The organism is Planctellipticum variicoloris (assembly GCF_030622045.1).
In the GTDB taxonomy this organism is placed as follows: domain Bacteria; phylum Planctomycetota; class Planctomycetia; order Planctomycetales; family Planctomycetaceae; genus Planctellipticum; species Planctellipticum variicoloris.
Map to the genome: position 1 here is coordinate 5415581 of NZ_CP130886.1, position 26943 is coordinate 5442523.

Genomic DNA, 26943 nt, shown 5'->3' on the forward strand with positions numbered 1-26943 from the left:
GGGGCAGAATCGGGGCTGAAGCTGCCGATTCGATAACGGGGAGCCTACCGGATCGGATCATAATCCGCACGCCGGCCTCGCTGAATCGAGTCGCCCTGCGATAAACTCCGCCGGTGACGTCCAGGTCTGCAGATTGCGCAGGAGGCTGAGTGTTCGACGAACTTCTCGATCGGCCGCAGGCCATTTTGGATCGGGTCTGGGAGCTGCTCGCGCAGGCGCCGGCGGACGTCAACCACCCCTGGCGACTGCCGGTCCTGGGGACGGTCGACGAAGCTGGCTGCGACGTCCGGACGCTCGTGTTCCGCGAGTTCGATCCTGCCCGTCGCACGTTGTTCTGTCACACGGACGTCCGCTCGCCGAAAGTCGAACAGATCCGTCAGTCGCCGCGCGGCGCCTGGCACTTCTACGACCCCGCCCGACGCGTGCAGATCCGGATTGCCGGGCCGCTGCAACTGCATCACGGCGACCCCCTCGCCCGGCAGCGGTGGGAGGCCGTCCCGCTCGAACAGCGCCGCCAGTACCTGGCGCCGGCGGCTCCAGGCGCCGTTCAGCCCGGCCCCTTCGTCAATCTGCCGGAACATCTGCGCGATCGCCTGCCGACGCTTGAGGAGAGCGAAGCCGGCTGGCCGAACTTCTGCGTCTTGACCGGCGGCGTGGAGCGCCTCGACTGGTACTTCCTGCGGGCCACGGGACATCTGAGGCTGCAGGTGCGTTGGCCAGACGACGAGCCGGTCTTCGAATGGCTCGCCTCGTAGGGCCAACGGGCGGCCGGGACAGAAGCGTCTTCGCGATGCCCCGAATGTTGAAGACCGGGGCTTCCCTTCGGTCCAGCCCCGGCCACCCGATCCCGTGTTTGAGAGGTTGCTAGAGCAGCCCCCGCGACTCCAGCCGTTTGTAGTGAATCAGCGAGTAGACCGCCGGTGAGAGCGCCGCAATCAGGATCAGCGCAAAGGGCACAGCCAGCGGCAACCCCGCGACGACGCAGACCGTTCCCACGATCCCCGCCGCCGTAAACAGCCAGGCCCCCAGCCGGTGGGTATCGGCCCAGACCCGTTCGCTGGCCAGCGTCCAGGGAGTGCGGATGCCGACGAACCAGTTACGCTGAATCTTGCCCAGCACGTTTCCCAGCCCGGCGAGCATCAGCAGAATGCTGGCGACGATCCAGCGGCCGACATCGACGCCCGGTTCAAAGACGGCGTAAATCGTCAGCGTCTGCAGGGCCACGCAAAACAGGGTGAGGACCTGCGCCACGAAGTCGAGGATCGGCCGGGATTCCTCCATCCGAAACCCTTTCGGAGAGAGGTACGGCAATCCGACGAACAGGAGATTGACCAGCAAGGCAATCCCCGGCGTCAGCCAGACCGCCCAGACGCGGTCGCCGTAGCCGTCGACCCGGCCTTCGAGATTCCAGTGAATCGGAATCCGCTCCGGCAACCACGAATAGACGGCGGCGGTGGCTCCGCACATCAGCACGATCATGCCCCAGCTCACCCACACCCGTTTGCGCTGCATGGCTAGGCTTTCTTCTTGGATTCGGGCTTGCTCGAACCAGAGGCCTCCGGCTGTCCGAACGCATCCCACATCCAGCGGAGCAGGTCTTGCGTGACCGTGGTGTTCAGCCGGTAGTAAATCCGCGTTCCTTCCCGGCGCGTACTGACCAGGTCCGCGTCTTTCAGAACCTGAAAGTGGTGCGAAACCGTCGGCTTGGTCATCTCGAACTGGTCGGCGAGTTCGCCGGCCGACTTCTCGCCGCTGGCCAGAATCCGCAGGATCTCCCGCCGCGTGGGATCGGCGATGGCTTTGAAGGCTTCATTAAACACTGCCGGCCACCCCTGCTATTTCGATCGCCAGCTAATTCGACGTTGATCGAATTATTGGCGCGCTGCTCGGTCTTGTCAAACTCTCTTCGGAAGAAAATACGAACCGCGAATTGCACGAATGAACGCGAATTCAGTTATAGATATAGAGCGTTCTCGCCCGCGAGAGCAGGGGGTTCACGAAACCAGTACCGCGGCAGGAGCAAGGTTCTATCCACCCTCCACGGGCGTCACTCCATGCCGCTCCGGGTGTCCGCGTAAAGTTTTCGGCCCTGTTGATGACGACCGGGGCATCGCGAAGGCGCTCCAGCCCCGGCCACCCGGATTAATTCGAATCGCAACGCTCTGGCGGTCAGCCTTCCGCTGTCAGCTTTTTGCTTTCCGCATGGATGGCCTGGAGCTCTTCCTGTTCCAGCCGGCGGATGTAACGGGCGAAGTCTTCGTCTTCCCCCTGCAGCAGGCGCGGCAGCAACCGGCGGAAATCGGCCCGCCGACACCATTCCCGCATGTAGTCGTCCCATGAGTGCCACCGTCGGGCCTGCCGGGTCGTCATCTGGTCTTCGAAGGCGGTCAGATAGGCCCGTTCGAACAGCGAGATCAGGATGTCGAAGATGACCTGCCGCCGCTCTTCCTGCTCGGGGGTCAGATCGAAATTCGCGGACTGCGTTCGCAACTGCAGATCCGGATTGGCCAGCACGAGCTTCAAGAACTCGTGATACGCATCCGAGAGGAGCAGGTAGACCTCTTCTTCTTCGTTCTCGCGTTCTTTCCGCTGTTCGTAAATGAACGTCCCGATCGCCAGCGGCAGCCCGAAGACCGTGACAATGTAACTGGCCAGCTCGAAACACTCAGTGACGGTCATGGGAAAGTCCGTTGAGAGTTGAGAGTTGAGAGTAAGAACGTCCGCTCGCACCTTTGCCACTGACAACTGACAACTGACAACTGACCAATCACCAATCACCGATTCGTAGACTTCACAATGAATTCCACGATCGGCGTCGAGTCTTCCAGGCCGTGCGGATGATGCTTCACCCCCGGCTTGGCGATCAGGGTGATGTCGCCCCCCAGTTTCCGGTAGCGCTCGGCGACCAGGCCGGTGTTCTCTTCCCACGGGACGACTTCGTCGGCGTCGCCGTAGACGTGCAGCAACGGGACCCCGGCTTTCGCCAGCGGCGCCAGGTTGTCGACCGGGTTCTTGGCATACGCCAGCGCCTCGGCCTCATTGGCGAACCCATATTGCGACAGGACCAGGTCCCAGTCCCGTTTGCTCCCCGGCCCCTTCCCTTTCCCGCCAGGCCAGCTCTTGAAGTCGCAGACCGGGGCGTCGGCGTAGATGCAGGCAACTTTGTCGGGATTCGCCGCCGCCCAGTTGTAGCAGTAGAGCCCGCCCCGGCTGAGACCGACCAGCGCGGCCTTCTTCGCGAAGCCGTATTTGCCGGTCAGCTCGGCGTAGAAGTCGTTCCAGAAGCGAACCGCCTCGGGCGAGCCGAGCCGGTCCGGGACGCTCATGTAGACGATATGAAACCCTTTGCCGAGCAACGCAATGTCCGGGGCGGGCTTATGGCCGAAGAACTCGCCATGCCAGACCCAGGGCCTCCCGGGAGCGGCTTCCTTCGGCGTCACGACCAGCACCGGCTTGCCGGCGACTTCAAAGTCGTACCGTGTGAAGCCATGCCAGTCGGAAGTTTTTCCAGGAAACGGGGGCAGATCCGCGGCGAGGGCGGGGCTGACGAGAAATGCGACCACGGACGCCAGACAGCCGAGTCTCAAGTACGACATCAAAGATTCCCAAGTCACGGAGTGGTGAGAGTTTGCGGCACACGTGACGTTTACTGTCACCTGCTGCGCGACTGCCGTCAACAGGGAGCGGTCGTCTTCCGCGCTCGCCGGCGTCCTCCCCCAATGCGGCCCTCAAACTGCCTTTGCCGTCAATCTCGCCGCGACCTGGCAGATTCTTTGGGGGAATGGGCAGTCTGGCTCTAGTTTTTGGCGGCCCGGAGATTAGTATTTGCACGCACTCGGCGGAGTATTTTGCCGTATTTCCGGACTTGGCGGCGGTTCGTCAGTCGGAGGCCGAGAGTTTTCGAAAGTGATCAGGTCGTTCGATGCATTACAGGAGTTTCACGCGTGGTGCCGGGATGTTGCTCTGCTGCGCCATCGGGCTGCTTGCCGTAACCTCTTCTGCAGAAGCCGCTTTCATCAATCTCGGTCCGGCCGGTGACTTCAATGTCTTCACGCTCGGGAATCTGACGAGCACGAACAGCGACATTGAAGGACGAGTCGCCGTCGGCGGCAACGCTCAGTTCTCGTCGTACTCGATCGGAAACAAGGCCGGCACTTCGTCCACCAACCTGATCGTCGGGGGGAACTTCGTCAATCAGTCTGGCAGCGTCACGGGAAACGTCCTGGTGGGCGGCAACGTCAACTGGCACAATCCGACGATTCAAGGAAATCTCGCCGTGAACGGAAATGCCACGTTCACCGGCGGCGGCTCGATCAGCGGGACGGTTGATGTGGCAGGAACCTACACGGCGCCCGGGTACTTTCATGCCGACTCCAATAATCCGGCGACGGCCTTCCCGTTCAGCTTTTCGGAGGTTGCCGATTACCTGATGGCCGAATCGGACTACCTGGCGTCGCTGGCGGCGACAGGGACCTCAACCACTCAATATGGAACGCTGACGCTCGATGGCTCGAATGTGGTCGGGTCGACAGTCATCTTCAACGTGGCGGCGGCAGACCTGTCTGCGGCCCATACGCTGGTCATCAAGGCCGGCGCCGGCGTGACGGTCGTGGTGAACGTCACCGGCGGAACTGCTTCGATGCATAACATGGGGATCTCATTCGCCGGCGGCGTCGACCGTCAGCATGTCGTCTACAATTTCGCCGACGCGACCAGCATTACGCTCGGGGGCATCGCCGTCGAAGGGACCATTCTGGCTCCCCAGGCCACCGTCAATTTCAGCAATGGCCAGATTAACGGTTCGCTGATCGTCGGTCACTTCACGGGAGGCGGGGAATCGCACAATGTGCTGTTCCAAGGGACTTTGCCCGTTCCTCCGCCCCCGACTCCCAATCCCAATGTCCCGGCCGGCAGTCCGGTCGTCCCGGAGCCGGGAACATTCGCCCTGGCGGCGTTCGGGCTGGCGGCGTTCTTTGGACGAGCAGGTCTGCGCCGGCGACGCGAAGCAGAAAAGTCGAACCCGATCTGACCCGTCAAAGGAATCGCATCGACAAAGGCAGGCCCCGCACTCCGTAATTACCGGCGTGCGGGGCCTGCTCGTTGAATTGACCTCTGGAACAGGGAGCGGTTGGGCGAAAGGGGCCGTCACGGACCGATGCGCTGGTTACTGCTGCTCAAACCAATGGCTGCCGGAAGACTCGAAGACCAGATCCGCCGTCCCGTCCGGTTGGACTTCCACTGACAGCTTGTGATTCGCCAGCAGTTCCCGATAGAACGTCACGCCGCCGTCGACGGGTTTCTGCACGTTGTTCTCAACCTTGATGATCGTCCCGACCTTCGAGAGCGCGTCCTGGGCCAGTCGAGCGAGCGCCTGCGCCTGCTGCTCGGCGGCGCGGGCCTGTTCGGCATTCGGATAGCAGCAGCGCATCCGGACGGCCAACCGGTTTCCGGGCGTAATGTCGACGCCCAGAGCCGCGGCTTCGGCGTGCTGCAGCAGATCGTTCGCGATCTTGTCTCCCGGTTCGTCGGAGTCGTTCAGATTGTGCCGTTTCAGCGAAGCCGCGGGCAGGACCATTGTCAGCACGCCGCCGCCGACGCTGCGCCGCAGGCGAGCGGCATTCGGCGACAGAACTGCTGGTTGCGCCGGAAAGACGTGCTTCAGCTCCTCCTCGCCAAAGACCAGCACCAGCGTCCCGGGATCGGGATAGGCCGCGCACATTCGCAACGGCTTGTCGGGCGACGTGAAGACGTCCGTCGAAACCGGTACGTAGGAAATCCCGCGGAACTGCAGAACCGCGTCGGCGTCGGCCGGCAATCCAGCAGTCAACTCTCCGCTGACCTTCATCTGCACTCGCAGAGATCGGGCACCGAGGCTCAGTTGATGCTTATGATCGTCCGGCGTATCGGGCCGATAGGCAAGCATGATGTGCATGTCCGCCGCAATCGTCTCGACATCGTTCTTGACAATTGCATCGAGCACAGTCCTGACAATTGCAGCTCCTGTCTGGCCGATCATTTCGTCGATGTTTTCGAACATCTCATCCAGCACGCCGCGGCGGAGATCCGCGGTAATCACCTTTCCGGCCGGACCGCTGAGAAACTCCTTCAGATGAACCTCCAGCAGCCCCCCGTCGGCGTGCGGAGTCACCAGCGGAGCCTCGATTTTCCGCGAAAAGGCGGCTGCAGGTTCCGAAAGCGGCCGCTCCGTGGCTTCAGCCGTGACAACCCGCGACGCTTTCCCGTCGCCCAGTTCCTCCGGCTCCTCCGCGGCGGGCAACTGCAGCCCGCAGGCGAGGGCGATGGCGGCGCAAAGCGCCGCCGGCCTGATCCAGTTCCACAAGCGAGTTGTGGAGACAGTGCGACCTTCCCTGGTCTGCAACATTTCGACTCTCCTCAGCAGCAGGCCGGTCAGGACCGGCGCAAGTGTGGTGCGCTCGGGGCGGATGTCGCACCGCAGCGCCAAGGTTGACAGCGTTTTCAAATAGGCGGCCGCCCCGCCGCACGCTTCGGCGGCAGTGCGGTCGGCGGCAAGCTCCTGCTCCAGGACCAGTCGGCGGTGCAGCCAGTAAACGAGCGGCTGGCAGGCATGCAGGACCAGGACCACCTCGGCCAGCCAGCGCCAGCGGAGGTCTCCTTGGCGGATGTGGGCCAGTTCGTGAGCGAGGACCAGCCGCAGCTCGGCGGCGGACCAGTCTCGCCAGTCGTCCGGCAACAGAATGACGGGTCGCCGCCAGCCAATGACGGCGGCCTGTGACAGCGCGGACGTCTCGCGGAGCAGCACCGGGCCGCGCAATCCGTAACGCTGCTGCAGCGATTCCAGTTCCGCGGCCAGGGCGTCGTCGGTTAACGGCCGGCTCGCGCGCCAGAGCGCGTGCAGCCGCCGCGCGGCGAGACTCAATCGGACAGTCGCCAGCGTGGCCAGCAGCGCCAAGGGAACGACCACCCACCACCGCCAGCGCGGCCAGGCGGCCTGTGCGGTCCGGGCGCCCAGCAGCGACAGAGCGCTGCGGCTCACGTCCTGCAATTGCGACCAGGAGATCGCAATGCCGCGATTCGCCGTCGAGTCCGCTTCGGTCGAGGGAACGCTGACGGTCGTCTCCCGGCCTGAATTCGTTGCAGAACTCGCCACGGTCATCCGGCCGGGCCAGTTGCCCGGCAGCGGTCGAGCGAACGCCAGCAGGCTGAGGAGCAGCACGCCAGCGAACGCGGCCTGGCACAATCTCAGTCGTTCGCTGCCGTTCCATTGTCGCACGCGGCCCAGCAGACCGAGTGCAACTGCTGTGACGAGGGCGACCTGCAGCAGACAGGCCGCGAGGGAGGCTTCCCAGTCGGTCATGGCCCGTCCTCCTTCAGAATGTCTTCGAGGACGGCCCGTTCGCGGCTGGTGAGTCGTTTCTGGCCCAGGAGCTGCACGAGGAGCTGTTCGCGCGACCCCTGGAAGACCCGCTTCAGCAGATCGCCGACGAGCGACTGCGAGATTTCGTCGAACGACCGGCGGGACCGGTAGCGGAACGGTCGTTCGTCGGTGGTCGCTGCGAGGCAGTCCTTTTCGACGAGGATGCGGACCAGATTGGCGACGGTGACGTAGGCCAGGTCGGTGCCGGCTTTCGCAAGGAGGTCGCGGGCCTCCTGGGCGGTCAGATCGCCGTGCCGCCAGTAGACGTGCATCACATCCAGCTCGCGCTGGGTGAGCTGCGGATCGGGGGGGCGGGCCATGCTTCCTCCTTGAGATTTGGCTTTCCAAATTTGGCGAGGCAAATATCGTGGGAGCGGGCGGGGGAGTCAAGAGGAAAGGGAGTGAGGAGTGGCTGGTGGCGAATGAGGAGCAGTCTCGTCCTCCCCATCCACGACCCACCAACCACTTCTTATGTGAATTCCGCGCAACAAACTCGCTATTTATGACGGGGACATAGGAGCATGCGCGTCGGCGGGCCACCGCCGGCGTTCCGGACGATTCCCGTCAAACCGGGCCTGATCAGGGCCCAGCGACGGGCTTTCCGAAAGGAAAGTCCGAGGGGCGCACCCCGTGTGCGCACAGCCTCGACGTCGAGCTTTTCCCCGTTCACCCGGCCAAACGACCGGCGAACCTGATCAACGTGACTGGACCGCCGGGACTTCCACCGGCCATTCGAAACCGCCAGACGGACTCCGGCGGGGGAAGCGTAAAAGACTTCCCCCCGCCGGAGCCGATCGCGGTCCGCGCGCAGGGCACGCGCCTGCAAATTCGACGCAAAACGTCGGAACAAGGACGATCCGTCCAAGTACGTGCAAAGTTCCGTCGCCAACTCGCTGAATGACGCCTCGAAATCGCAGTCGGAGTGCGTGCGGGGAGTCTGCGAGTCGTGGCGGAGCGGCAGCGACGATCCCGCGACCTTGCGAATCTGTCAGCGGGCGACCCGCAACCCGAGGAGCACAGACGGATCGACTGCCGTTGACCCCCGTCGTTTTCTGCGATACACCAGACTGCAAATTGCATTAACTCTCCGCCCGGCATGCGATTTCCGCGGCGGATGTCGCCCGGAAGGAGTCTCGCCGATGCCGGTTTACGAGGATAATTCGCGTTCCATTGGCCACACGCCGCTCGTGCGGATCAATCGACTCACTCAAGGACTCGGAGCCACGGTTCTGGCCAAGATCGAGGGCCGGAATCCCGCCTACAGCGTGAAGTGCCGCATCGGTGCGGCGATGATCTGGGACGCCGAAGAATCCGGCCAGTTGAAGCCCGGCATGCACGTCGTCGAGCCGACCAGCGGCAACACCGGCATCGCGCTGGCCTTTGTCTGTGCGGCCCGCGGCTATCCGCTGACGCTCACCATGCCGGAGACGATGTCGGTCGAACGCCGGATGATGCTCAAGGGCTTCGGGGCGAACCTGATTCTCACTCCCGGCGCCGACGGCATGAAGGGGGCGATCGCCAAGGCCGAGGAATTGTCGCAGCAACCCGGCTGGTACATGCCCCAGCAGTTCAAGAACCCGTCCAATCCCGCCATTCACTTCAAGACGACCGGTCCGGAGATCTGGGAAGACACTCAGGGGAAGGTCGACATCTTCGTGGCCGGCGTGGGGACCGGCGGCACGATCACTGGCGTCTCCCGTTACATCAAGAACGAAAAGAAGCACCCGCTGCACGTCGTCGCAGTTGAACCGGCTTCCAGTCCGGTGCTGTCGGGGGGAGCGCCCGGCAAGCACAAGATCCAGGGGCTCGGGGCCGGGTTTGTACCGGACATCCTCGACCGGAGCGTGATCAACGAAGTCCAGACCGTCTCCGACGAAGACTCTCTGGAGATCGCCAAGCGACTCGCGTGCGAGGAAGGGATCACCTGCGGGATCAGTTGCGGGGCGGCGATGGCGGTGGCGCTGCGAATCGCGGCCCGGCCGGAGTCGGCCGGGAAAACGATCGTGGTGGTGCTGCCCGACTCCGGCGAGCGGTACCTGTCGACAGCGCTGTTTGAGGAATACCGATAGCCGTCCGGCACGGCCGACACAAAACGCTGTATTGCTGTATTGTCGGGGGGACTTGGGCGTACATCCCCAGGGGTGTCGGAGCGAAGCGCTCCTCAACCGCTGGCTCCTGAGGAACACGCCGATTTTGCGTTTGGAGAGATCCGTTGCCGGCGGGTGGCAGCGGTCGAGTCTTCGAGCCCCCAGAATTGAAGCCCGTTTGCATTTGCTGGGGGCGGTCGCAGACGCCCGACCCCAGCCACCCGTCCTCCGCAGAGCCTGCGTTCCTCCCCGACGAGTGCTCCCGCGGGGGCGGGGCAACGACTGTCTTTGACCCCTGTCGGGGTCATTGAATTGCTCTGCGCGGCCGAGACCGGCCATAGCACCCTGTAACAGCGATGATCCGTCAGCCCAGCCACTCGCCGACGATCTCGCGGACTTCTTCCAGCTCCAGCGTCTCGTGGGCGAGCAGATGGTCGGCGAGGGCGGCGACGGCGGACCAGTGGGGTTCGGCGTCGAGCTGGCGGTGGAGCTGGCAGGTGACCTCTTCCAGGTAGGCCAGCCGCTTGCGGTGATCGGGGAAGAACGGCTCGGCGAGTTCCCACGCCGCCTGCCAGTCCGACGCCCATTCGGCGACCAGGCCGGGATGAAACGGGTCGCCCGAGTAGAGCATCTCCGCGACCGGGCCGGCGAGGGCCACCCGGATGCCATGTTCGTGCAGGTCCCGCTCGCTGACCGACCGCCGCCAGTGGACCTGAGTGTCGCCGAACCGCCGCGGTCCGTCGTCATCGTCGGGGGTGATCGTCACGGACTTCACGCGCCCGCCGAGGAGTGTGGCGATCAGGGCATGCCCGGCTTCGTGATAGGCGGTGGCTTCCATGGGATCTCTGGCGACGAAGTGAAGAAGAGGATTCACCGCGGAGACTCGGAGGACGCGGAGAAGAGAAGGAGAATACCGTTCTGAGTGAGGTCATAGAACGCTGACTCGCGAGGGCATGATGGCGGTCGGAGAGGTCTCCGTCTAGACTCGGTTCCAGAACGGAACGGGTTGAAGAAGCACCGGGAGAGGGAATGTCTTTGCCTCGCCATCGTCTGGTCCTCTGGCTGGCTGGACTGCTGCTGGCAAGTGGCGGTTTGCTGACCGTCTGGCTGATTGCGGGCCGCGGGCCGCGGCCGCTGGCCAATGGTGAACTGGTCGAGCTGCGGCAGGCCATTCAGGCCGAAGAGCTGGCGAAGGCTGAGCCGCTGCTGGCGCGGGGGCTTGCGACGGAGCCTGACCATCCCGAAGTGCTGCTTGCCGCTGGAGACGTCGCCGCGCTTCGCGAACGACCGGCGGAAGCAATTATTTATTACGAACGGGCGCTGGAACGACCGGGCGTCGATCGGGATCGAGCTCGTTTCTCGCTGGCGGAAGTTCAACGGACGCTGGGGCGATTGACCGACGCCAAGCGGAGTCTGCAGTCGATCAAAGATCAGAAGACGTATCCCGTCGCCGAGCGGATTGCCTTTGTTGACACGACTTCCGGCCGGCGGCGCTCGGCGTTGCCCTGGCTGCAGGAGCTGATCGGCACCGGACGGTCGCACCTCGGGACGCTGCTCGTCATCACCGACCCCGAACGCCCGGCGCTCGACGCGGAGTTTCTGAAGACCTGTCAGGCGAATGCTCCCGACGATCCATTGACGCATCTGGCCAGCGCCGTCGAAGCGGCCTCGCGCAACGACTGGGATGGCGTTGCGAAGTGGATTGCGGGGGCCGGCGAGTTTCCGGAATCGCAGGCGCTGCGCGGCGAGCTGCTGCTGGCCCGCAATCAACTGGCGGAGTTCGCCGAATGGCAGCAGACCGTTTCGCGGGAGACGGAGGTTCTGCCCGAGATCTGGGTGCTGCGGGGGCGCTGGGCGGAGGCGATGGGACAAGCCAAAGCGGCGGTGCGGTGCTTCTTTGAAGCGACTCGACGGGACATCAACGCCCGCTCGGCGGTCTATCGGCTCGGGAAGGAACTGCACGCTCTGGATGAAAACTCGCTCGCGGGACCATTCTTGAAGCGGGCGAATGAGTTGCATGAGCTGTCCGCTGCGATCGAGCAACTGCATCGCAATCCGGGGGATCTGGAAGTGATCCGGCTGCTCGCCGAGCAGACCGAACGACTGGGCCGGCTGTGGGAGAGCGCCGCGTGGTGCCGGGTCGCGGAGGAGCTGAATCCGCTTGAGCCGTGGGTCAGGTCGCTGACGGCGAAGCTGCAACCACGGATCACGTCAGAGACGCCTTGGACCGTGCTCAACCCCGATCCACGGATCGGCTTTCCGGTCGACCGCTTCCCGCTGCCGGACTGGTCGGCAACGACTCCGGCGACTCAGGCGATTGCAGCGCAGCCGCCGGCCGGAATCCGGTTCACGGACGCTGCCGCACGACTGGGAATCGCCTTTACGTACTTCAACAGCCCCGATCCCGCGACGGAAGGAATGCGGATCTTCGAGTCCGCGGGTGGAGGGATTGCCGCTTTCGACTACGACGGCGATGACTGGCCCGATCTCTATTTCACGCAAGGCTGCCCGTGGCCCGTTCAACCCGACACGCGGAGTCCGCTCGACCGGTTATTTCGCAATCGGCACGGGATCGCCAGTCAGGATGTCACGGAGCTTGCGGGGTTGCACGAGGTTCGCTTCGGGCAGGGTGTAACGGCGGGGGATTTCGACAATGACGGGTTTGCGGATCTCTACGTGGCCAACATCGGCCGCAACCGGCTCTACCGCAACAACGGCGACGGGACGTTTGCCGATTTCACCGGTCAGATCGCTGCGCTCGATGACACCTGGACGGCCAGCGTCGCAATGGCCGACTTGACCGGCGACGGCCTGCCCGATCTGTATGACGTCACCTATCTGGCCGGCGACGACGTTCATACGCGGATCTGCGACCGGAATGGAAAGCGGCGCGTCTGCGATCCGGGTTCCTTCGCCGCGGCCGCGGATCGCTGCTTTGTGAACCTCGGCGACGGACGCTTCGAGCGACTGGATGGACTGTCCGCCGGTCTGGCGGCGCCCGAGGGCAAGGGACTGGGGCTGGTGATTGCGGATCTCGCGGGGTCGCCGGCGCTGGACGTGTTCGTGGCGAACGACGCCGTGGCGAATCATACGTTCGTGAACCTCACGACCGATCCGAGCCAGCCGCGGTTCGCCGAGTCCGCCCTGGCGATGGGACTGGCATTTGATGCGGACGGCCGGCCGCAGGCCTGCATGGGGGTGGCGACCGGCGACGCGGACGGCGACGGCCGGCTGGACCTGTTCGTCACGAACTATATCCGCGAATCGAACACCCTCTATCGGCAGATCGGCGACGGAATGTTCGCCGACGAAACCCGCGCGGCCGGCCTACGCGACCCGGGCTTTGCCTGGCTGGGGTTCGGGACGCAGTTCCTCGACGCCGACCTGGACGGCCACCCGGACCTGCTGGTCGCCAACGGCCACCTCGACGATTTTTCCTACGACAACCAGCCGCTGGAGATGCCGACTCAAGTGCTGCGAAATACGGGGGGCGGGAAATTCGCCGAGCTTTCCGCGAAAGAACTGGGACCGTACTTCGAGCGGCACCGCATCGGGCGGAGCGTGGCGACGCTGGACTGGAACCGCGACGGCCGGGCGGATGCGGCGGTCGGAACGCTCGATGAACCGTCGGCGCTGCTGCTCAACGAGTCGGCGGCCGGGAACTTCGTGGCGCTGTCGCTGGTGGGGACGACGTCGGCCCGCGTGCCGATCGTCGCGCGGGTGATCGCGGAGATTGGCGACGAGCGACGTGTCCTGCAGCTCACAGCAGGGGATGGGTATCAGGCGTCGAACGAGAAGCGGCTGATCCTTGGCCTGGGGGCGGCGACGCAGATCGACCAGTTGACGGTCCGCTGGCCGGGGGGGCGGGAGGAAGAGCTGGGAGTGGTTGCTGCGGGGCGGGAGTATCGGGTGATTGAAGGGCGGGGGGTGGTTGAGTTCAGGCGGGAGTAACGGCTGCCACGCGTTTTACAACGCCGTATGGAATCTTTGAGCGTTCCTAGTGGCCTGAGTTGCTAACCAATATCAGGAAGATTTATCAGCATCATCCTCGGTATTTCGCTTCGGCCCCCCGGTTCGCGGTACTCGCCCAATTCGCTCAATGATCTCGGTAATGTGATGCATTACAAAGTACATTTCCTCGTCTTTTGGGCCACCTACTTCGAAAAGTCCACGACGCCCAAGCACATCAACCGAGGTCATGAGCGAGTTTCGCGCCGTTTCGATTGCTCTCCTGTTACCCAATTGAACGGATCGATGTAAATCTGCGACGAGTTCAAAAAACCACGGATGATCATCACGAAGCATTGAGGCCACGACCATCAGGCCAACTGTCTGACCTGAATTGTTATCTTCCCATGAGGGGTGGTGCATAATCTCTTCAAGGATCATCATTGGATGGAAGCGTCGCTTCCTCCGTGATTGCCGGTGCGAAACGTCTTCGCGAATCTGAAGCTCCAGTCGCTGGGGAAGATCTCGAACAAGGACCTTTACTTCTTCAAAGATCTTTGCGACTGACGTTTGATCCACCGGTGTTTCGCTCTTGGACTTCGATCCCCGTGACTTCTTGATGCCTTCGGCGGATTCAACAAATGCCGCAACTTGACGGCGGACGGCTTCCGCACGAGGGGAGGCTTGAGGATTCCGTTTGATCAGTTGCAGCACCAGCTTCGTCAGTGAATCGACGTCATCCCCGCAGTTCTGGAATTGAGCAAACGGTCCGGCATTCGCTTTCTCAAGGTCGATTCCCACTGCTATACCCAGAACCGTAGAATTCAGTTTTCCTTTCGCGACCCCTGCCTCGTAGAGAATCCAAGGCCTGTCAAGGCTGTGCTGCGTCAGCAATGCAACGACATCGGTAGCTTCTCCAAGCTTCGACATTATTGCGTTATACCACTCCGAGCCAAACTCGATCCCCGTAGTTCCCTTTCGATCAGATGAGCGAAAAGATTGCAATACCCCGCCGCTTGCGTCCGTCAACAGATTTCCAAACGCCTCCGCCAAATCGGCGTCGCGGTGATCGTGACTAATGAAGACAAGCGGAGTGTTTCTCGATAAAGATGCTGGCACGGCTGCATCCGCACTTCTCGCGCCCTCACCATTGGTGTCGACTTTTCTCGCTCGTGCCATTTGAAGAAGCCCAATCCGCAAAACTCAGCTAGCAGTGAGAGTATGAGCATACTGGACATCGAACCCGAGTCAACCGGTCCTCGGAGATTCTCATCCACTGACTTTCCGGATCTTTGATTTGAACCGGCATCCGGATGACGAAGACTGACCTGCGTTGCCGTTTTTCGTCACTCGGGAGCGGTGTCCGACTTGAAAGAACTCCGCAGCAGAGTCCGCTGCTACCGGCCTGAACCAGAACCAGACCTTCGCCAGTGGCGAACAACAACCCGTCCGCTAAACTGGCTTCTGACATGGTGACCGATGGGTTTTCCACGTCACGATTGAAGGCACCGCCCGGCGATGACCGCCGAACCCGACAAAGGACACTCAGTGCCGCGGCCTGATCGATTGAGCCTGGACATGCTGGAGACGCTGATCGCCGTCATCGACTGCGACGGGGACGCCATCCGTGCCGCCGAGATTCTCGGGATCAACCAGCCCAGCATGTCCAAGCGGCTGGCCGTCCTGCAGCATTCGAATCCCCAGGCCCGCCGGCCGTGGCTGGAACGTCGCGGCAAGACCTGGTTTCTCACGGAAGAAGGAAAACGCAATCTGCCCGCGGTGCGGCAGATCGTCCGCCTGGCGCGGACGTTGCAGACCGACATCGACGAGCGGATTGCGCTGGCGCCGGATGTCTCGCTGGCCTGCGGGCAGCTCGCGGTCCTGACGTTCGTCCGTAAAGCGCTGCTGGCGTTCCGCAAGCAACGCCCCGACGCCAGGCTCCGTGTTTCGACCGCTGCAGGGCGAGAACGAATTCTGGGGGTCGCGACGGGCGAGCTCGATCTGGCGGTGGTCACTTACCCCGCCGATGAAATCTACCGGATCGCCAATCGACCCCTGGTCGTCGAACCGCTCTTCAGAGATCCCTGGGTGCTGGTCTGCGGGAAGAAAGCGCCCGAATCGGTCCACGCGGCATTTGCTAAGCTTCCCGACGCCGACGTCCGCTTCGAACAGCTCGCCGGCCTCCCCCTGATCCTCCCCGAAGCCGAAGCCGGTCTGCGCCAGGAAATCGACCGCGTGCTGATCGAGGCCCGGCTCCAGGACCGGTTCGATTCGGTGATGGAAATCGGCGCCTGGCCTGCGCTGCTGTCGTATGTCCGCGACGGTTTCGGGATCGGCCTGATCGGGGCGTCGGCTCTCGAAGAACGCTCCGAGGGGCTGCTCCCCCCCAAGCGGATTGCGACCAGCCCCGCCGACATCCCCCAGGTCCAGCTCATCTGTCGCCATTCTGCGGGAAATTCCGACGTAAAAGATCTCACGCCGCTGGGCGAAAAACTCTGGAATCTGATCCAGCAGGCCGCCGGGGCTCAGAAATTCCCGGAGTAACTGCGTTTCCCCGTACCGGAGCGTTCTCCGAAATCCACTCCGCATCCGCCGATCCCACGACGTGAGTGACTTTGGCCGCGCGATGGCCGGCTGACAGAGGATTTGACGGGTGATACACTTTCCGGCGTCTTCCGGAAGTGATTTCCGTTGTGCGCCAGCGATCAAAGTCGCCCGATGCACCGCGCCCGGCTTCCGGATCCGTGTCCCGCAGCGCACCAATGAGGCTCGCCGATGGCGTACTTTCCTGAAGTTCCGAAAATTGCGTACGAGGGTCCGAAGTCCAGAAACCCGCTCGCCTTCAAGCACTACAATCCCGAGGAGGTGATTGAGGGCCAGACGATGAAGGACCTGCTGCGGTTCAGCGTCTGCTACTGGCACACGTTCCGCGGAACCGGGTCCGATCCGTTCGGCTCGGCGACGCTGCAGCGTCCCTGGGATGACGGCAGCGACTCGGTCGCCAACGCCTGCAAGCGGGTGGAAGTCGCCTTCGAGTTCATCGAAAAGCTCGGCGCGCCGTTCTACTGCTTCCACGATCGCGACGTCGCTCCGGAAGGAGCCAACCTCGCCGAGTCCAACCGCAACCTCGACGCCGTCGCCAAGGTCCTCAAAGAACACCAGCAGAAGACGGGCATCCAGCTCCTGTGGGGCACTGCGAACCTGTTCTCGCACCGGCGCTACATGCACGGCGCCGCCACGACCTGCAACGCCGACGTCTTCGCCCACGCCGCCGCGCAGGTCAAGAAGGCGCTCGAAGTGACCCACGATCTGGGAGGCGTGAACTACGTCTTCTGGGGCGGCCGCGAAGGTTATCACAACCTCTACAACACCGACTTGAAGCGCGAACTGGACCACCTGGCCCGGTTCATGCATATGGCGGTCGATCATGCGAAGAGCATCGGCTTCACCGGACAATTCCTGTTCGAGCCGAAGCCCAAGGAGCCGACCAAGCACCAGTACGATTTCGACGCGGCGGCGTGCCTCAACTTCTGCCGGACGTACGGCCTGGCCGACAAGGTGAAGCTCAATATCGAGACGAATCACGCCACGCTGGCGGGTCATACGATGATGCACGAACTCGAGTTTTCGCGCATCAACGGAGCGCTGGGCAGCATCGACGCCAACACGGGCGATCTGCTGCTCGGCTGGGACACCGATCAGTTCCCGACCGACGTTTACCTGACGACGCAATGCATGCTGGTGATCCTCGCTCAGGAGGGGCTGGCCCCGGGCGGGATCAACTTCGACGCCAAAGTCCGGCGGGAAAGCTTCGAGCCGGTCGATCTGTTCTACGCCCACATCGGCGGGATGGACGCCTTCGCCCGCGGCGCCCGGACGGCGGCGGCGATCCGCAAGGACGGCGCTCTGAGCGGCTTCGTCAAGAAACGCTATCGCAGCTTCGACGAAGGAATCGGGGCGAAAATCGAAGCCGGCACGGTCTCGTTCGCCGACTTGGAAAAGTACGTCCTGGAAAAGGGCCAGCTCGCCCCGAACGAATCGGGCCGCCAGGAGATGCTGGAGAATCTGATCAACGACTATCTGTAGTCGGTCCGGTCACTGACGTATCGAGACAAGGCCTCCGTCCATCGGGATGGAGGCCTTGTCGTTTCGTCCTTGAAAAGACTGAACCACGAATGACACGAATCCGCACGAATAAAGATGAGAAGAGGCGGAACCACGGAGGACACGGAAAACACGGAGAATAAAGGCCATCATCGATTGAGTTTCTGAGGACTCAATCTTTCTTCAGAAACTCCGTGACTTTCGTGTTCTCCGTGGTTCAATTTCTTCCTCTTCATTCGTGCGGATTCGTGTCATTCGTGGTCAAACTCTTCTCCGTTCCAAGCCGCCCGGCGAACGAAAACGGCCCGGAGTGGGAGCTCCGGGCCGCTGTTGAATCAGTTATTGATCGGACGATCGCGGGGCTAGCCCTCGACCGGCGTTTCCGCGGTCGGGATGCGGTCCTTGACTTCGGTCGCCAGGCCCACGAAACGCAGGGCCTTGATCGCCCACCAGGTCGGATCGAGCTCCCACCACTTGTGGCCGGCCGGGGCGACCGACGGGTGAGCGTGGTGGTTGTTGTGCCAGCCTTCGCCGTAGGCGAGGATGGCGACCCACCACAGGTTGCGAGAGAGATCCCGGCTTTCGTAGTTGCGGTAGCCCCAGATGTGCGTCGCCGAGTTCACGAACCAGGTCGAGTGGTACATGGCGATCACGCGGGCGCAGAGACCCCAGAGCATCAGCGACATGCCGCCGACGCCGGTGGCTTCGCCGATGCCGTAGAGCACGAAACCGACGGCGATCTGCAGCGGGAAGTAGATGACTTCGAAGAACTTCATCATCGGATCGTTGATCAGATCCGGTACGTAGCGTTCCATCAGCAGCTTGCGTTCGCGCTTGTTGCGAGCGGCGAACAGCCAGAACATGTGCGACCACCAGGGACCGTGGGTCGGCGAGTGGGGATCCCCTTCGTGGTCGGAGCGCTGATGATGCAGGCGGTGCGAGGCCGCCCAGAACAGCGGCGAACCTTCGCCGGACAAGGCGCCGCAGAACAGCGTGAAGAACCGGGCGGGGGTCGCCAGCTTCATCGACTTGTGGGACAGGTAGCGGTGGTAACCCAGACAGATGCCGATGCTGCCCGACAGCCAGTGCAGCACGAAGAACGTCGCCAGTCCGACCCAGGTGAAGTAGAACGGGGCGGCGAAGGCGCCGACGTGCATCAGGGCGATCCAGCCCAGGACGATCCAGTCGATGTTGCCCCATTTGAGGCGGCTCGGACTGAAGGCGTCGAAGATTTCCTGCTGGACGGCGTTGGTCGTCGGCTTTTTGTCGGTCAGGGGCAGCGGAATCAGTCGCTGCTTTTTGCGGGCGGGCTTGAGAGTTGTGGCCATGCTTGGTTTCCGCTCTTCGGAGTTCGGGAGGAAGACCCCGGCGAATCCTTACGTCGGGCTGGCGGAAACTCTCCCGGAGAGCCGCCGCCGTACGGGAAGAACTCTATCCGACTTCCGCAGAATCCGTGTCAGGCCGCAGTCATAAGTCTGTCAAACTTCTGTCACCGCGCAACCAGTTATGAGAACACGGGTTGCGACGCAGAACGACGTTGCGTTTTCGCCACAATCCGACGGCGGTGGTGACCATCCGTGGATGCAGGGATACACGCAGGCACTCCGGCGGCGATCCGAACCCGTCAGGCCTTCGCCGGATCGAAGCCGCGGATCAGCTCGTCTTCCCATTCGTCGAGCAGCGGCCAGTCGACGGCGCAGGTGCCGAAATCGGCCATGTGCTGGTACTGTTCCAGCCGGTCGATCGTCTTCTGGATCATCTTCGAATCCTTGCGGAAGACCGGGCCGTGACTGGGGAGGAGCCACTCCACGTCGGCGTCGCGGATCCGTTCCAGCGATGTGATGAACGCCGGGATGTCCGAACCGTGGTGGGCGTCGATGTTTCCCACGCAGCCATCGCGGTAAATGTTGTCCCCGGAGAGGAGGAGTTTTCCCAGGCGGAAGGCGAGCTGGCTGGGGGTGTGTCCCGGGGTATTCCAGACGTCGAGTTCAATGCCGCCAACCTGCAGCTTGTCCCCCTCGTTGATCAGTTTGTCGATTTTGATCGCCGGCAGATCGATGCTGATCCCCTGGGCGGAAATCTCCGCATAGGTCACAATGCGGTCGGCGGCGGCCAGCAGTCGGGCGCATTCGGGGTGCCCGACCGTCTGCGCGCCGGGCAGTAATTCCTGAGCCCGCTTGAGCCCCTGGATATGGTCGACGTCGGCGTGCGTGGCGACGAGGTACTTGCAGCTCGACAGCGAGAAGTCCATCTGGCGGATGACTTCAATGATCTCTTCGGCAGTGTCTTCGTAGCCGATATCAATCAGCAGCCACTCGCCCGCGTCGTGCACCAGATAGACCGAGCACCCCAGGCGCTGGCGGGTCTGATAGTTCATTTCGATGACGTGGGGGAAAAGTTCTCGCCGGGCGAGCATGCTGCGAAACTCCAGCAGGGATAAAGACTTGCAGATGGGAGAGCGATCCTCGCCAGCCCGGAATTCTAGGCGGTCGGGAGCGGGAGAACAACCGCCTGCCGGAGAGTTGCTTGCCGTACGACGCGATGTGCCTACGATCTACCGAAGTTTTTCCGCGTCTCCTCAGAAAAGGCCCTCTCATGCCCCGCCCTGAAGTCGGCGATAAAGCCCCCGCATTCGACCTCCCCGCGTTCCCGGCCGGCCGCATCAAGCTGAGCCAATTCAAGGGGAAACAGAACGTTGTGCTCTACTTCTACCCGCGCGACAACACCCCCGGCTGCACGACGGAAGCCTGCGACTTCCGCGACAACCTGGCGCAGTTCCAGTCCGCGGAGACCGTCGTGCTGGGGGTCAGCACCGACACGGTCGACTCGCACGAGAAGTTCGCCGCCAAGTTCGAACTCCCCTTCCCGCTCCTGGCCGACGAGGATCACGCCCTCGCCGAGACGTACGGCGTGTGGGTGGAAAAGAACATGTACGGCAAGAAGTCGATGGGCCTGCAGCGATCCACATTCCTGATCGACAAGTCGGGCAAAGTCGCCGCGGTCTGGCCGCGCGTGAAGGTCGAAGGCCACGCCGCAGCGGTCGCCGCCAAGCTGGCGGAACTGGCCGAGTAGCGATCATTGGCCTGCCACTGGCGGCTGAAGGCCGCCAGTGTTTTCTGCCCGGCTTTGACCGGCCTCCCCGAAAATCCGTTGCCGTACGAACGCGTTCCGAAACCGCCCGTCCGGGTCGGCCTGATCGCAAATCGTCCGGAATGTCTCCAGTTCCGGGTAGAGCCGGCGAGCCGTTTCGCCTTCGATCGGGCACCACTTCCCCCAGTGCGGCCGGGCGTCGAACAGCCCGGCCATGCTGCGGGCGAGCAACTCTGCAAACTGAAAGAAGCCGGCCCGTTCGTCCGGTCGGGCGTAGCTGATGAAGCTGAGGGCGTACCAGTCTTCGTCGCCTCCGGCGGCCATCGAAATCCATGTCTCGTCCGGCTGCACTCGCCGGACGCAGATCGGGTAGTGATGCAGATAGGCCCCGCAGCCGGCCTCCAGTTCCGCCGACAGCCCCAGTTCGCGAAGCTGCTGCTGCCGAGTCTCGTCGAGCCCAGACCGGTCGCCGTCGCACCATTCGAGGAGCCCGCGGACGTAGCCGAGCGACTCCGCCAGGCGTGAGCGAGTGACGAAGACCTCGATCTCGATATGGCGGAACAGCTCGTGCTCCATGATGAGCATCTCCTGCGACCGGTCGACGACCTTCCAGCCGCGGATCACAGTCCAGGGGAGGACTCGGCGATAGAAGAATTTCGTCAGTCGGCGACTGCGGAGGTACTGCTGGAGAAATGTCAGCAGAACGTGAAAGCTGATGTCGAGCGTTGCAAAGAAGTAGAGCCGGTACAGCGACGCCAGCAGGCTTCGCGGCGCTACCGTTTCCCGGCGACACTGCACCCAGAACTTCCAGTTCCAGGGGACGAGGAAGAACTGCTGCAGCGGATATGACACTTCCAGAGTCAGCACTTCGTCCAGCGCGTCGCAGCGCTCGAAGTGCTCTTCGACGTTGTAGGGCAGCCGGCACAGAAACCCGACAGAAACAATCACTCCCAGACAGCCGAGTGAACAGCGGGCGGCGGCCAGGTCCGGTCCCTCAGTGATTGTGCGAATGACCGGTTCGCCGGTCGCCGGGTCGTATGTGGCGACCCGAATTTCCGACATGTAATGGGACAGGCTGTGCTTGCCGGAGCCGTGAGTCCCGGTCGAAATTGCACCGGCGATGGCCTGTTCGGTAATCAGCCCCAGCGTCGGGAGAGTGACGTTGGCCTGCCGCTCCAGTTCTTCAAGCACCCGCTTGATCTGACACCCGGCTCCGACGCGGGCACGGACGCCCTCCGGCATTGTCGTCGCCTCGACCGAATTGAGCCTGCACAGATCGAGGACGACGTCTTCGCCCGCCGGGGCGCCGCTCCAGGAATGGAGCCGACCGATAACGCGAATGTTGCGTCCGCGATAAGCGTCGAGGATCTCGAGAACATCGGCCTCGGTTTCGGGGACGAAGAATGCCCGAGGGGTGAAGGAGAGATTGGCGCCGAAGTTTTGCAGGGCGGTCACTGGCGCGCTTTCTGAAGTGTTATTTTGGGGGCGGCACTGGTGGCCTTCAGCCACCAGTGCTCGCGAACCCTGCCAGGTGGGCCTGCTTCGGCACACCAGACTACGTGAAAAACTCCCAGGGCAGGCCATGAATCCGAGGCAAGTCCGGATCGGCGTTCCGCCCCTCCGACTCGTACCAGCGAGCACTGGACCACTTCCAGTCGCTGGCCCGTACTACGAGGCCCCGTCGAACAGGATTGAGGTGAATGTAATCCACGGAGGCTCGCACCGCCCGCTCCGACGAGAGATTCCGATCGTATCCGGGGCCTTCCTGCCAGAAGCGAAAGACAACCTTGTCGGGACGTTCTCGAATCGTGAGTCTCTGCAACAGATCCTTCTGAGTCGCCAGCAGAATGGACTTGATGCGTACTGAGAACGGCTGCTTGATCGCCTTCAGGAAGTTGTCGATTTCGACGGGAGTCGTCGTAGGAAAAACCAGCAGGTGGACGTGCTCGGGCATCAGGACGAACGCGACGAGTCGGTACCGCTGACGCTCGACGGCTCGATCGATGGAACGGAACAACAAGTGTCGCCAATTGTCGTTCGTCAGCAGCGCCAACTGCTGATAGCACGAGAATGTCAACTCGTGCAGGTCTCCCGGCTCGTGGTAGTGGCGGACCTGCTTGTGTTTCTGGGTCATGGTGATTAGAACCTCGCCGTGCGCGATCGCACTGGTGGCTGAAGGCCACCAATGCCACCCGAAAACTGCAATTCCCCCTGCCCTACCGCCCGACCCACGGTGGATCGGCGAACAATTGCGCCACAGGCATTGCAAACCCTGGTAGCACCGGTTCGCCGGTCAGGGTGTCTTGTGGTTTCAGCATCCGCGGCAGTCCCTCCGGCAGGTGCTGGTGAACGTGGCGGGTGACGGTGTCGACCACCCAGATGGCGGGGACCCCCGCCGCCCGGTAGTCGGCCAGCCGGTCTGACAGGCTCTCGCGCCGGTCTGGCGTCGACCCGACCTCGACGACCAGGCTGGGGGGCGTGTCGGTCACCAGTTTTTCGACTTCGCCGAACCGCCCGGGCGTCTGGAAGCAGGAAATCGCCGGGCAGTGGATCGTATCCGGGCCCCGGCGGAGGTGCAGGCCGACATCGAAGCAGGCCAGAACCTCAGAATTCCGGCGGAGATGGGCCGCGATCGCTTTGGCCAAGTTGTAGACCACGTTGCCATGCAGTTCGTCGGGCGGCTCCAACCGGACGAGCCGGCCGGAAGCGAGATCGAGCCAGCGTTCCCCCTCGCGCAGCAGCTCTTCGAAGTCGGCGGCGGTGACCGGCGCGGTGGAGTGAATCATGGACTGGCTCCGAGGGGATTTCCGAGTGCGGGCGGAGCTTTACCATCGGGGATTTGGGAGGGGGAGTCAATCGGGCGGAGAAGCGAGTCGCCAGAGGAATTGGCTGATCGCGAATCGCTGATCGCGGATTGCCAGAGAAAGACGGCCGCACGCTCCGACTTTCTGGTTCTCGACTCTGGACTCTCTTCTCTCGACTCCCCTCCGCTTTCCCCAACCGCACCGGCGATCTATACTTCCCCTTTCTCTCCGCCGGCCGGGACTGGACGTCCGTGCTGGCAGCCGGACTGGCCGCAGGCGCGGACGGTCCGCAATCGAACACCCGCCGGGCACGCCCCGGCGTACTGAGGAATGGCGCCCGTGCTTCGGACTCATACCTGCGGCGAATTGCGGTCGGAACATGCCGACCAGACCGTGACCCTCTGCGGCTGGGTCGACAAGTATCGCGATCATGCCGGCATCGTGTTTGTCGATCTGCGAGACCGGTACGGCCGGACACAGGTCAAATTCGACCTTGCCGAGGCGGACACGATTCAGCAGTGGGCCCGCGGCCTCCGTTACGAAGATGTGATTCAGGTCACTGGCAAGGTGGTCCGCCGGCCCGAAGGGCAGGAGAATCCCAAGCTGAGCACCGGCGGCGTCGAGCTGCTGGTTCGCGAGCTGACGGTCCTCAACAAGAGCAAGACCCCCCCGTTCGAACCAAGCACCACTGCGCTGCCGAACGAGGAGCTGCGTCTGAAGCACCGCTTTCTGGACCTCCGGCGGCCGGACGTGCAGACGAACATTATCCTGCGGCACCGGATGACGAAGCTGGTGCGGGACTACTTCGACGAGAAGCAGTTCCTGGAGATCGAGACGCCGATCCTGGGACGGAGCACGCCCGAAGGGGCGCGGGATTACCTGGTTCCCAGCCGGGTTCATGCGGGGATGTTCTACGCTCTTCCGCAGTCGCCGCAGCTCTACAAGCAGATCCTGATGGTGGCCGGTTTCGACCGCTACTTCCAGATCGCCCGCTGCTTCCGCGACGAAGACCTGCGGGCCGACCGTCAGCCGGAATTCACGCAGATCGACGTCGAGATGGCTTTCGTGCAGCGGGAAGACATCCTGCAGACGATCGACGGGTTGATCCTCCGCATGGTCAAGGAGCTGAAGGGGCTCGACCACGAGCTGCCTTTGCCCCGCTACACGCACGCGGATGTGATGGAGCGCTACGGCACCGACAAGCCCGATCTGCGGTTCGGCATGGAGCTGGTCGATGTCGCGGACATCGCGACCGCCTGCGGCTTCGGCGTGTTTACCAAGACGATTGAGACCGGCGGCCGGGTCCGCGGACTGCGGGCGCCCGGAGCGGCGGAGAAGTACAGCCGGAAGGCGATCGACGAGCTGACCGAGTTCGTGAAGAACTACGGCGCGCAGGGGCTGGCGTTCTTCCGCGTGAAGTCGCCGACGGAGCTCGACTCGCCGATCGCCAAGTTCTTTTCCGCGGAACACCAGCAGGCGCTGATCGAACGACTCGGAGGTCAGACAGGGGACGTGCTGTTCTTCGTGGCATCGACGCCCAAGGTGACGAGCGCCGCCCTGGCCGCATTGCGGAACCGGCTCGGCAAGGAGTTGGAGCTGTACGACCCGAGCGAGATTAAAGCCGCCTGGGTGCTCGACTTCCCGATGTATGCCTGGAACGAGGAAGAACAGCGGTGGGAGGCGGAGCACCATCCGTTCTGCCAGCCGGTCGAAGAAGATATTCCGCTGTTCGACACCGACCCCGGCAAGATCCGGGCGCAGTCGTACGACCTGATCTGCAACGGCTACGAGGCCGCGTCGGGCTCCGTCCGTATTCACGATCCGGCCGTGCAGCAGCGGGTCTTCAACTTCATCGGAATCACGCCCGAAGATGCGGAAGACCGGTTCGGCTTCCTGCTGGAATCGCTGCGATACGGAGCCCCTCCGCACGCGGGAATCGCGCTGGGTCTCGACCGCTGGGTGATGATGTTTGCGGGCTGCGACAACATCCGCGACGTGATTGCCTTCCCGAAGACGCAGAAGGCGGCGGATATGCTGACCGGCGCGCCATCGACCGTGGACGCGAAGCAGCTTCGGGATCTGCATATCAAGACGGATGTGCCGCGATGATGGTTGATCGTTGATGGTTGATGGGCCAGGTGTCAGTCAAAAGAGGTCACTTGTTTTGTTGCGCGATGGCGGCGTGTCGGTCAAAAGAGGTCAGTCGTGGAAACGCTTCTGCGGGACGTCATAGCAGTAGCTTTTGAGCAGCGGCTGCCGGCTCGGTTCGCGGCGGCGGAGCTGGTAGATCCGGATCCGGCCGGCGGTGAGATCCACCTCGCAACGGACGAGCCGATGACGCCAGGTCTCGCTCACGGCGTAGTCGCGTCCCAGGAGAGACACGTGACCTCGATCGTCGGTACGTCGCAGGAAGATGACTGTCCCGGACAGCGGCTGCGAGAAGTCGGGGCGCCAGCCGGACGGCAGTTGCCAGCGCGTGGGGGCGGCTTCGATGCGGCTGGCCGATCGCTGCCGGCGCGCCGCGACGAAGCGGTCGGAACGTTGCCGCACGTCGGCGAGAGATTGATGCTGAAAGCGGCTCCAGACCTTTTCCTGCCAGCGTCCGTTGTAGGCCTCGATCGCCGCCTGAAAACCGGTTTCGCGTGGCGGAGCGAAGACCACCTTCATCCCCAATTGCAGACAGGTCCGCGTCACGCGGCCGAAGCTGTCGGGCCACTGATGAGCCCCCTGAAAGATCGTGTCGTTGTCGAATTGAACGTAGTCCGGGAAACCGTGTTCGCTCCAGTGCGACAGGAGGGCTGTGACTGTCTTTTTCGCGGTCCAGGAGTCGTCCACCCAACTGCCGCAGAGTCCGCCATGCAGGCTGACGGCGTTCAGGACTTCCACGTCCGTGCCGCCCTTGATGACCAGTCCTTCCACGATGTCGAAACTGTCCAGTTCGGCCCGCCCTGCGGCGACCTCCGCCAGATACCAGCCGCGGGGCGGCGCAGGCCGGCGGACACGACGCCCCGCGTCCAGAACTCCCCGGCGTTCCAGGATGCGGCCAATGGTGCGGATCGCCGGGACCGTGGCGAGTCCGAGCACCTGCTGACGTTCGAGCAGGGTACGATGAATCGCCGCAGCCCCGAACTCGCCCAGGTCGCTCTGGTCTCGCAGTTCCCGGCGCAGTTGCAGAACCAGCTCTTCGACGTCCGGCGGCGTCGCCTGAACAGCACGACGTCCGCCGCGCGTTTCCGACCAGTCCACGCGATCCAGCCGCTGGTCGCCGGCTCGCACTACCCAGCGCTGCACCGTCGCCAGACTGACGCCGTGTCGAGCCGCGACCGCCCTCATCGAAGTTCCTTGCCGAACCGCGGCGACCAGCGCCTTCCGGAGCAGTTCGTCCCGCAGTTTTTGCTCATCGATCTTGCCTTGAACGGGAGGTCATTTCCCTCACAGCATGACCTCCTTTGACTGACACTCAAGCGACCTCTTTTGACTGGCACCTGGCCGTTGATGGTTGACGGCTGGCCCA

22 protein-coding genes are annotated in these 26943 nt (G+C 63.1%); 8 read left to right on the plus strand and 14 right to left on the minus strand.

Going from position 1 to position 26943, the window contains the following annotated elements:
- The first annotated feature begins 149 nt into the window (after positions 1–149).
- Entirely contained in the window at positions 150–755 is a 606-nt protein-coding gene (locus SH412_RS21125) for a pyridoxamine 5'-phosphate oxidase family protein (RefSeq protein WP_336520005.1), read from the plus strand.
- Positions 756–864: 109 nt separating this feature from the next.
- Here the strand turns inward: SH412_RS21125 and SH412_RS21130 are convergent, their stop codons facing one another.
- The 4 genes from SH412_RS21130 to SH412_RS21145 all read right to left on the minus strand — a co-directional run bounded on the left by SH412_RS21130 (position 865) and on the right by SH412_RS21145 (position 3596).
- Positions 865–1512, minus strand: a complete 648-nt coding sequence (locus tag SH412_RS21130; RefSeq protein ID WP_336520006.1) for an SdpI family protein — start codon at positions 1510–1512, stop codon at positions 865–867.
- A 2-nt stretch (positions 1513–1514) separates the two neighbouring features.
- Positions 1515–1820, minus strand: a complete 306-nt coding sequence (locus tag SH412_RS21135; RefSeq protein WP_336520007.1) for an autorepressor SdpR family transcription factor — start codon at positions 1818–1820, stop codon at positions 1515–1517.
- A 349-nt stretch (positions 1821–2169) separates the two neighbouring features.
- A complete protein-coding gene (locus tag SH412_RS21140; protein WP_336520008.1) occupies positions 2170–2679 on the minus strand; it encodes a hypothetical protein in 510 nt (169 codons plus the stop codon).
- Between the two features lie 95 nt (positions 2680–2774).
- Positions 2775–3596: an alpha/beta hydrolase family protein gene (locus SH412_RS21145; RefSeq protein ID WP_336520009.1), complete on the minus strand. Its 822-nt coding sequence runs from the start codon at positions 3594–3596 to the stop codon at positions 2775–2777.
- Positions 3597–3955: 359 nt separating this feature from the next.
- On the opposite strand from SH412_RS21145, the gene SH412_RS21150 reads away from it, so the two are divergent.
- A complete protein-coding gene (locus SH412_RS21150; protein ID WP_336520010.1) occupies positions 3956–5029 on the plus strand; it encodes a choice-of-anchor A family protein in 1074 nt (357 codons plus the stop codon).
- A gap of 135 nt (positions 5030–5164) precedes the next feature.
- Here SH412_RS21150 and SH412_RS21155 read toward each other — a convergent pair whose 3' ends face one another.
- Together SH412_RS21155 and SH412_RS21160 are read right to left on the minus strand one after the other, a co-directional pair.
- Positions 5165–7336 carry a M56 family metallopeptidase gene (locus SH412_RS21155; protein WP_336520011.1) on the minus strand — a complete coding sequence of 724 codons (2172 nt, stop codon included), beginning with the start codon at positions 7334–7336 and terminating at the stop codon, positions 5165–5167.
- Positions 7333–7716 carry a BlaI/MecI/CopY family transcriptional regulator gene (locus SH412_RS21160; protein WP_336520012.1) on the minus strand — a complete coding sequence of 128 codons (384 nt, stop codon included), beginning with the start codon at positions 7714–7716 and terminating at the stop codon, positions 7333–7335. Before SH412_RS21160 ends, SH412_RS21155 begins: the two co-directional genes overlap by 4 nt.
- A gap of 819 nt (positions 7717–8535) precedes the next feature.
- Here SH412_RS21160 and cysK point away from each other — a divergent pair.
- Positions 8536–9465, plus strand: a complete 930-nt coding sequence (gene cysK / locus SH412_RS21165; RefSeq protein WP_336520013.1) for a cysteine synthase A — start codon at positions 8536–8538, stop codon at positions 9463–9465.
- A 382-nt stretch (positions 9466–9847) separates the two neighbouring features.
- On the opposite strand, the gene SH412_RS21170 is transcribed toward cysK, so the two are convergent.
- Positions 9848–10321: a M50 family metallopeptidase gene (locus tag SH412_RS21170; RefSeq protein WP_336520014.1), complete on the minus strand. Its 474-nt coding sequence runs from the start codon at positions 10319–10321 to the stop codon at positions 9848–9850.
- A gap of 191 nt (positions 10322–10512) precedes the next feature.
- Here SH412_RS21170 and SH412_RS21175 point away from each other — a divergent pair, with 191 nt between their 5' ends.
- Positions 10513–13434, plus strand: a complete 2922-nt coding sequence (locus SH412_RS21175) for a CRTAC1 family protein (RefSeq protein ID WP_336520015.1) — start codon at positions 10513–10515, stop codon at positions 13432–13434.
- A 72-nt stretch (positions 13435–13506) separates the two neighbouring features.
- Here SH412_RS21175 and SH412_RS21180 read toward each other — a convergent pair whose 3' ends face one another.
- Complete coding sequence (locus SH412_RS21180) at positions 13507–14550, minus strand: TIR domain-containing protein (RefSeq protein WP_336520016.1); 1044 nt, start codon at positions 14548–14550, stop codon at positions 13507–13509.
- A 429-nt stretch (positions 14551–14979) separates the two neighbouring features.
- Between SH412_RS21180 and SH412_RS21185 the strand changes: the two genes are divergently transcribed.
- A complete protein-coding gene (locus SH412_RS21185; protein ID WP_336520017.1) occupies positions 14980–15975 on the plus strand; it encodes a LysR family transcriptional regulator in 996 nt (331 codons plus the stop codon).
- 231 nt (positions 15976–16206) lie between these two features.
- Positions 16207–17517, plus strand: a complete 1311-nt coding sequence (gene xylA, locus SH412_RS21190; protein WP_336520018.1) for a xylose isomerase — start codon at positions 16207–16209, stop codon at positions 17515–17517.
- A gap of 380 nt (positions 17518–17897) precedes the next feature.
- Here xylA and SH412_RS21195 read toward each other — a convergent pair whose 3' ends face one another.
- The gene (locus tag SH412_RS21195; RefSeq protein WP_336520019.1) at positions 17898–18863 is read right to left on the minus strand and encodes an acyl-CoA desaturase; all 966 of its coding nucleotides are present in this window, start codon (positions 18861–18863) and stop codon (positions 17898–17900) included.
- Between the two features lie 296 nt (positions 18864–19159).
- The gene (locus SH412_RS21200) at positions 19160–19951 is read right to left on the minus strand and encodes an MBL fold metallo-hydrolase (protein WP_336520020.1); all 792 of its coding nucleotides are present in this window, start codon (positions 19949–19951) and stop codon (positions 19160–19162) included.
- 179 nt (positions 19952–20130) lie between these two features.
- Here SH412_RS21200 and bcp point away from each other — a divergent pair, with 179 nt between their 5' ends.
- On the plus strand, positions 20131–20607 hold the full coding sequence (gene bcp / locus SH412_RS21205; RefSeq protein WP_336520021.1) for a thioredoxin-dependent thiol peroxidase: 477 nt from the start codon (positions 20131–20133) through the stop codon (positions 20605–20607).
- A gap of 3 nt (positions 20608–20610) precedes the next feature.
- On the opposite strand, the gene SH412_RS21210 is transcribed toward bcp, so the two are convergent.
- The 3 genes from SH412_RS21210 to SH412_RS21220 all read right to left on the minus strand — a co-directional run bounded on the left by SH412_RS21210 (position 20611) and on the right by SH412_RS21220 (position 23411).
- The gene (locus tag SH412_RS21210) at positions 20611–22080 is read right to left on the minus strand and encodes a D-arabinono-1,4-lactone oxidase (protein ID WP_336520022.1); all 1470 of its coding nucleotides are present in this window, start codon (positions 22078–22080) and stop codon (positions 20611–20613) included.
- 100 nt (positions 22081–22180) lie between these two features.
- Positions 22181–22759: an REP-associated tyrosine transposase gene (locus tag SH412_RS21215; RefSeq protein ID WP_336520023.1), complete on the minus strand. Its 579-nt coding sequence runs from the start codon at positions 22757–22759 to the stop codon at positions 22181–22183.
- An 82-nt stretch (positions 22760–22841) separates the two neighbouring features.
- A complete protein-coding gene (locus SH412_RS21220; protein WP_336520024.1) occupies positions 22842–23411 on the minus strand; it encodes a Uma2 family endonuclease in 570 nt (189 codons plus the stop codon).
- Between the two features lie 357 nt (positions 23412–23768).
- Here SH412_RS21220 and aspS point away from each other — a divergent pair, with 357 nt between their 5' ends.
- Positions 23769–25538 carry an aspartate--tRNA ligase gene (gene aspS, locus SH412_RS21225; protein ID WP_419555747.1) on the plus strand — a complete coding sequence of 590 codons (1770 nt, stop codon included), beginning with the start codon at positions 23769–23771 and terminating at the stop codon, positions 25536–25538.
- 90 nt (positions 25539–25628) lie between these two features.
- Here aspS and SH412_RS21230 read toward each other — a convergent pair whose 3' ends face one another.
- On the minus strand, positions 25629–26762 hold the full coding sequence (locus SH412_RS21230) for a hypothetical protein (RefSeq protein ID WP_336520026.1): 1134 nt from the start codon (positions 26760–26762) through the stop codon (positions 25629–25631).
- Positions 26763–26943 lie beyond the last annotated feature (181 nt).